At 75.7% G+C, this 6,186-nt stretch carries 4 protein-coding genes; 2 read left to right on the top strand and 2 right to left on the bottom strand.

From position 1 onward, the window contains the following. Nucleotides 1-40 precede the first annotated feature (40 nt). Nucleotides 41-1,123, top strand: coding sequence for a ComEA family DNA-binding protein (locus ACR9ZK_RS03210; RefSeq protein ID WP_481340221.1), 1,083 nt, complete (start codon nucleotides 41-43; stop codon nucleotides 1,121-1,123). After that, nucleotides 1,120-3,528 carry a ComEC/Rec2 family competence protein gene (locus ACR9ZK_RS03205; protein WP_481340219.1) on the top strand — a complete coding sequence of 803 codons (2,409 nt, stop codon included), beginning with the start codon at nucleotides 1,120-1,122 and terminating at the stop codon, nucleotides 3,526-3,528. The genes ACR9ZK_RS03210 and ACR9ZK_RS03205 overlap by 4 nt, the downstream gene beginning before the upstream one ends. 49 nt (nucleotides 3,529-3,577) lie before the next feature. Here ACR9ZK_RS03205 and ACR9ZK_RS03200 read toward each other — a convergent pair whose 3' ends face one another. After that, nucleotides 3,578-5,101 carry a gamma-glutamyltransferase gene (locus tag ACR9ZK_RS03200; protein ID WP_481340217.1) on the bottom strand — a complete coding sequence of 508 codons (1,524 nt, stop codon included), beginning with the start codon at nucleotides 5,099-5,101 and terminating at the stop codon, nucleotides 3,578-3,580. Nucleotides 5,102-5,197: 96 nt separating this feature from the next. After that, nucleotides 5,198-6,148, bottom strand: coding sequence for a LysR family transcriptional regulator (locus ACR9ZK_RS03195; RefSeq protein WP_481340215.1), 951 nt, complete (start codon nucleotides 6,146-6,148; stop codon nucleotides 5,198-5,200). Nucleotides 6,149-6,186: the final 38 nt, after the last annotated feature.

Raw genomic sequence — 6,186 nt, 5'->3', positions numbered from 1 at the left:
GGCGACGCCGCGGACGGCCGCGTCCTCCTAGCGTGCCGTCATGCCTCGCAGCCCCTACCGTCCCGCCGACCTGGCCCGTGTGGCCGAGATCCTCGCCGAGGGCCGGGGCACGTCGGGGTGGGTGCCGGACCGGCCACCCGTGCGTCCGACCCACGCCGGGGCCACGGAGGTGGTCGGCGTGGTGGTCGGCGTGGGGGACGGCGGCTCGGATGAGGAGGGGTCGGACGACGACGAAGCCGCACCGGGCCGCGTCCGCGAGGGCCGGGTCCGCGACGGCCTCGAGCGCGTCGGACTCGCGGGGCTGGGAGGGCTCGTCGGCGCCGGGGAACGGTCACCGGAGGACGAGGAGACGCGTCGCCTCGAGGCGGACCTGCGCCGGGCCCGGCGCCCCGGCCTGTTGACGGTTCCGGAGGAGGTGCGGTCGGGGCGCCGGGCGGTCTCCACGGCGGCCGTCGTGTCGTTGCTCGCACTCATCGTCGCCGTCGGGTGCGCCTTCGTCGTTCGGGTGCTCTGGGCCGAGCGGTCCGCGGCGGGACCGGTGGAGGCTCCGGGCCGCGGGGTCTCGGTCGTCGCAGCGTCGGGTCCCTCACCGCCGACGGGCCCCGGGGCGACCGGGTCCGCCGGCGACGGGCCCGGCTCCTCGACCGCGGCCCGGGGGGCGCCGGCCCGGCTCGTCGTGCACGTCGTCGGACAGGTGAACCGACCGGGTCTCGTCCGGCTTCCCGCGGGGTCACGCGTCGCCGATGCGATCGAGGCCGCGGGCGGGGCGCGGCGCGGGGCCGACCTCGCGGCCCTCAACCTCGCCCGGCTCGTCGTCGACGGCGAGCAGGTGCATGTCCCGAAGCCCGGTGAGGCGCCCGCCGCGGGTGGCACCGGCGTGCCGGGCGCGGCGGGAGGCGTGTCGGCGGGCGGCGCGGGCGGAGCGGGCGGCCCCCTCGTCAGCCTCAACACGGCAGACGTCGCGGCGCTGGACACGCTCCCCGGCGTCGGACCGGTGCTCGCGCAGCGCATCGTCGACTGGCGCACCGAGCACGGACGCTTCACCTCCGTCGACGAGCTGGGCGAGGTCAGCGGCATCGGCGACAAGCTCATGTCCCAGCTGCGTCCCAAGGTGACCCTGTGACCGGGGCCGCGCCCGGGCGTACGGGTGCCCACCTGCGGCCGCGCACCGCCGGGCTGCTCGACGTCCGGCTCCTCGTGCCGGTCGTCGTCGCGTGGCCCGTCGTCGCCTTCTGGGGGCTGGTCGCGCCACCGCCGGCCGTGTCCGTCCTGTCCGCGATGGCTGCGCTCGCCGGCCTCGGTCTGGTCGTGGTGCCCCACCGTTCGGGTCAACCGGCCGGGACCGTCAGGCGGCTCGGGGCCGCGACGCTCGCGGTGCTCGCGCTCCTCCTCGTCGCCGCCGTGGGCCACCGTGCGGTGCGGGCGGCAGGTCCCGTGCCGGGGTTGGCCGCAGACCAGGCTGTCGTCACCGTCGTCGGGCGGGCCGCGACCGACCCCCGTCCGATCCGCACCGACCGCTCCGCTCCGGAACGCTCCGGGCCGGCCCTCTGGGTCGTGCGCCTCGACGCCGAGCAGGTGACCGGCCGAGGACGCACGGCCGAGGTCTCGACGCCTGTTCTCGTCGTCGGACGTGGGCCCGGCTGGGCCGACGTCGGCTGGCGCGACGAGCTCGTCGTCGTCGGCCGGCTCGCGCCGGCACAGCCCGGTGACGACGTGGTCGCCGTCGTGTCGGCCGTCGGCAAGCCCCGGGTCCGCGACGGTCCTGGCGCGCTCGTCCGGGCGGCCGACCACGTCCGCGAGCGGTTCCGCGACGCGACCGCGGGGTTGTGGCCCGACGCCCGGGCACTCGTGCCTGCCTTGGTCGTCGGCGACACGTCCCAGACTCCTGTCGAGCTCACCGACGCGATGCAGGCGACCGGCCTGAGCCACCTGTCCGCCGTGTCGGGCACCAACGTCACGCTCGTCCTCGCTGCCGGGCTGGCCCTCTGCGGCCTCCTGCGCGTGCGGCGACGGTGGCGACCCCTCGTGGCGTTCGGCGTGCTCGTCGGGTTCGTCGCGCTCGCGCGCCCCGAGCCGAGCGTCGTCCGGGCCGCGGTCATGGGCTGCGTCGGCCTGCTCGCCCTCTCCTCGTCCCGTCGTCGTGCGGGCGTGCCCGCACTGGCGGGGGCGGTAGCGGCGCTCCTCGTGTGGGACCCGTGGCTCTCACGCTCGTTCGGGTTCGCGCTGTCGGCCGTGGCGACGCTCGGTCTGCTCGTGCTGGCCCGTCCGTGGGGTGAACGGATCGCGACGGTCCTGCCGAGGCGCCTGGCGCCTCTCGGCCCCCTGCTCGCGGTGCCCCTCGCCGCCCAGGTCGTCTGCGCCCCGCTCGTCGCGCCCCTCCAGGGCAGCATCTCGGTCGTCGGCGTGCTGGCCAACCTCGTCGCCGCACCGCTCGTCGCACCGACGACGCTCGTCGGTGTCGGGGTCGCCGTCGTCGCGGTCGTCTGGGTACCCGCCGCGTCGGTGCTCGCGTGGGTGGCCGCCGTCCCCGCCCAGGGCATCGCCGCCGTCGCCCGATGGTGCCAGGGGCTGCCGGGCGGGTCCGTCGCGTGGGGAGACTCGGCCCCGGCCGCCGTCCTGCTCGCGGGACTGACGCTCACCGCGCTGCTGCTCGGTCCCTGGGCCTGGCACCGTGGCCGTCACCGCCCGCTCGCGGTCGTCGCCGCCGTCGTGGTCGTCGTGGGTGGCGCCACGCCGACGAGCGTGCTGTCGTGGCCACCGCCCGGGTGGGTGCTCGTCGCCTGCGACGTCGGCCAGGGCGACGGCCTCGTCGTCGACGCCGGCGAGGGCCACGCCGTCGTCGTCGACACCGGTCCCGAACCTGATCTCATGCGGGGGTGCCTCGACCGGCTGGAGGTACGCGTCGTCGACCTCGTCGTGCTCACCCACTTCCACGCCGACCACGTCGACGGGTTCTCGGGAGTGCTGGACCGGCCGGTCACGGAGGTCCGCACGTCGTGGGTGGCCGACCCGGCCGACGAGGCGGACCGCGTCGGCCGGCTCGCCCGCGCCGCAGGTGCCCGTGTGGGGACCCTCCGGGCCGGGGACCGCTTCGCCGTCGGCCCGGTCAGCGCCGACGTGTGGTGGCCGGCCCGCCGCATCGACGCCGGGTCGGTGCCGAACAACGGGTCGGTCGTCCTGACCCTGCACGTGCGCGGCGTGACGCTCCTGCTCGCCGGTGACGTGGAGCGCGAGGCCGCCGCCGCCGTCGTGCACGAGGCCGCCCTGGACTCTTCCCGATGGGGACGGATCGACGTGCTCAAGGTGGCCCACCACGGGTCCGGCAACCGCGACGACCGGCTTCTCGATGCCGTCAGCGGCCGCCTCGCGCTCATCAGCGTGGGCGCGGGCAACGACTACGGACACCCGGCACCGGCGACCCTGCGGGCGCTGGACGCTCGCGGCTTCGAGGTGCACCGTACCGACCTCGAGGGCGACGTCGCCGTGGTCACCGACGGGGCCGGGGGAGTGCGAGCGGTCCACCGGTGAGCCGGTCCGCCGCCATGCCCGAGGGGTGCCATCCGTCGTGGGGGAGCCGTCAGGGGGTGACGCCCACAGCCGCCTCGCGTCGCGCGTCTCCGGCCGCGACGAGCCCGTCGGCGCCGAGGAGCGCCGCCCCCACACCGCCGAAGTACATGTGCGGGCCCGGGTACGCGTGCGCCGGCAGACCGGCGTTCCGGACGGCCGCGGCGATGGCCTCGGAGGGCTCGTGCTCGACCCGGGGAGTGCCGTCGTCGGTGAAACGCACGTGCAGGCGCGGTGCGTCGATCGCCGGCTGGAGCCCCTCGTGGTGCAGCAGCGCCTGACCGAGGACCTGCATGAGTGCCGTCGTGATCCGGTCCGCTCCCGGGGACCCCACGGCCAGCGCACCTCCGGTGGCACCACGTGCCGTCGTCGGGGCCATGTTGGAGGCGAGCCGCGTGCCCGGTGGCACGGCGTGCAGGCCGAGCCGGTTGAGCTCCGGCTCACCGAGCGCGTTGTTGAGCAGGATGCCGGTGCCGGGCACCACCATGCCCGCCCCGTAACCCGCTGACATCGTGATGGCACAGGCGTTCCCGTGCTCGTCGACCGCGGAGACGTGCGCCGTCGACGCGGACGTGGGCAGGCCCGCGAGACCGTGTCGCTCCACGGCGGCGAGGAGGGCGTGGCCGTCCCCGTCGAGGTTGCGCGAGCGGTCGTGGACCGACAGCCGGTAGGCGAGGACCCTGCGCTGGATGTCGATGACCTCCGACCACGTCCAGGCCTCGTGGCGGGCGAGCTCGCCGAGCATGACCGCCAGCATCGGCCCGCCCACGGACGGCGGTGGGTTCAGCGCGACGCTCCAGTCCCCGACCTGCCGCAGGCTCGGCCGGCGGACGACGGCCTCGTACGCGCAGAGGTCGGCCTGGGTGATCAGCCCCTCGTGCGCCGTCATGTCCTCGACGAGCACACGCCCGACGGCGCCGGTGGTGAACAGCGAGGGCCCTTGTGCGGCAAGGAGCTCCAGGACGTCGGCGAGGTCCGGGTTCGTCGAGGTCTCTCCGGGCTGGAGCGCCCCGCCGTCGGCGCCGGTCACGAGGGCGTGAGCCTCCGCGTCGGCGCCGAAGAGCGTGTCGCGGACGAGGCCGAGGTAGAGCGCGGCGGAGGCGCCGATGCGGTAGCCGTCGCGGCACGCGTTGACCGAGGGCTCGACGAGGTGTCGCCACGGCACGGTGCCCCATCGTTCGTTGGCGACGGCGAGAGCCGGGACGGCGCCCGACGTGGCGACCGACCCGTGGCCGGCGCCCAGGGTCACGCCGCCGCCGTAGTCGGTGCGGACCTGTCGGACGCCACGGCCGAAGGCGGACGGGTCGAGCCCGCGGCCCGGCATCTCGACGTTGCCGTCGACGACGACGGGGTCCTGGCCCGCGGGCCACACGTTGACGTACGCGCCGGCCATGAGGCTGACGATGCCGGGCTCGGTGCTCATCGCGGCGACCGCAGCGGCGATGGCGGCATCGACGGCGTTGCCGCCCTCGGAGGCGACGTGGAGACCGGCCTCGAGCGCGGCGGGTCCCGTGGCGGCGAGCGCGACCCGGGTCATGGCGCCCATTGTGCCGACGTTCCGGCCGGCGCGCCCGGTCGACGCGTCCGCGCGCGGCGCGTCAGCCGCCGGCGGTGCTCCGGCTGCGGGGGCGTGTCAGCCGCGGGCAGCGCCGACGAGCTCGGCGGTCGAGAGACGGGGATCCGCTCCGGCGGCCTCGCACAGGGCGTCGAGCGCGGCGGCCACCGCAGGCACCCGCTGCAGGTCCGGCGTCGTCACGGCGAGGATCTGCCGGCGTGATGCGGGGGAGAGGGGCAGCGTCGCGACCTGCTCGTGCTTGGCGGCGTTGAGGATGAGGTCCGGCACGAGGGCGACCCCGAGGCCCGCGGTGACGAGACCGAGCTGAGCCACGTAGTCCTCGGTCTCGAACGCCACGTTGGGCCGGAAGCCGGCGTGGTCGGCGAGGGACAGCAGGTGGCCGCGACACCGGGGACACCCCGCGATCCAGTCGTCGCCGGAGAAGTCGACGAGCGAGGCCGAAGGGTCGGAGGCGTGGGGGTGCGCGCCCGGCACGACGAGGCGGACCTCGTCGTCCATGAGACGACGCGTTACGAGCAGCGAGAGGTCCTCCTCGAGCTCACCGAGGTCGGCGCCCTCGTAGGCGAAGGCCACCGCCACGTCGCAGTCCCCGTTGCGCAGGGCCGCGAGAGACTCGGGTGGCTCCGCCTCGGTGAACGTCACCGTGATGTCGGGGTGCTTGGCCTTGAGGATCGCGAGCGTCTTGGGCACGAGCGTCGCCGACGAGCTGGGAAAGGCCTGGAGGCGGACGCGTCCGGCTCGGAGCCCGGCGATGGCGGTGATCTCCTCCTCGGCGGCGTCGAGGGCGGCGAGCACGCCCACGGCGTGCCGCGCGAGAACCTGGCCGGCCTCGGTGAGCCGCACCTGGCGGCCGTAGCGCTCGACGAGGACGGTGCCGGTGCGCTGCTCGAGGCGGCGGACCATCTGTGAGATCGCCGGCTGGGTGAAGCCGAGCGCGTTGGCGGCGCTCGTGAAGCTTCCCTCGTCGGCAATGGCCTTCATGACCCGGAGGCCGGCAGCGTCGATCATGCCGGTATCATAACCGACGATTATGGAAAGTCGTGCTG

This window comes from Monashia sp. HAY1-5C (genome assembly GCF_056755255.1).
Note: the sequence above shows the minus strand (reverse complement) of the source record. Positions and strands in the feature narration are given on the sequence as shown.

What these genes read in the sequence shown, in the direction of transcription:
- ACR9ZK_RS03210 (WP_481340221.1), top strand. Translation starts at nt 41, where the DNA reads ATGCCTCGCAGCCCCTACCGTCCCGCCGACCTGGCCCGTGTGGCCGAG.
- ACR9ZK_RS03200 (WP_481340217.1), bottom strand. Translation starts at nt 5,101, where the DNA reads ATGACCCGGGTCGCGCTCGCCGCCACGGGACCCGCCGCGCTCGAGGCC.
- ACR9ZK_RS03195 (WP_481340215.1), bottom strand. Translation starts at nt 6,148, where the DNA reads ATGATCGACGCTGCCGGCCTCCGGGTCATGAAGGCCATTGCCGACGAG.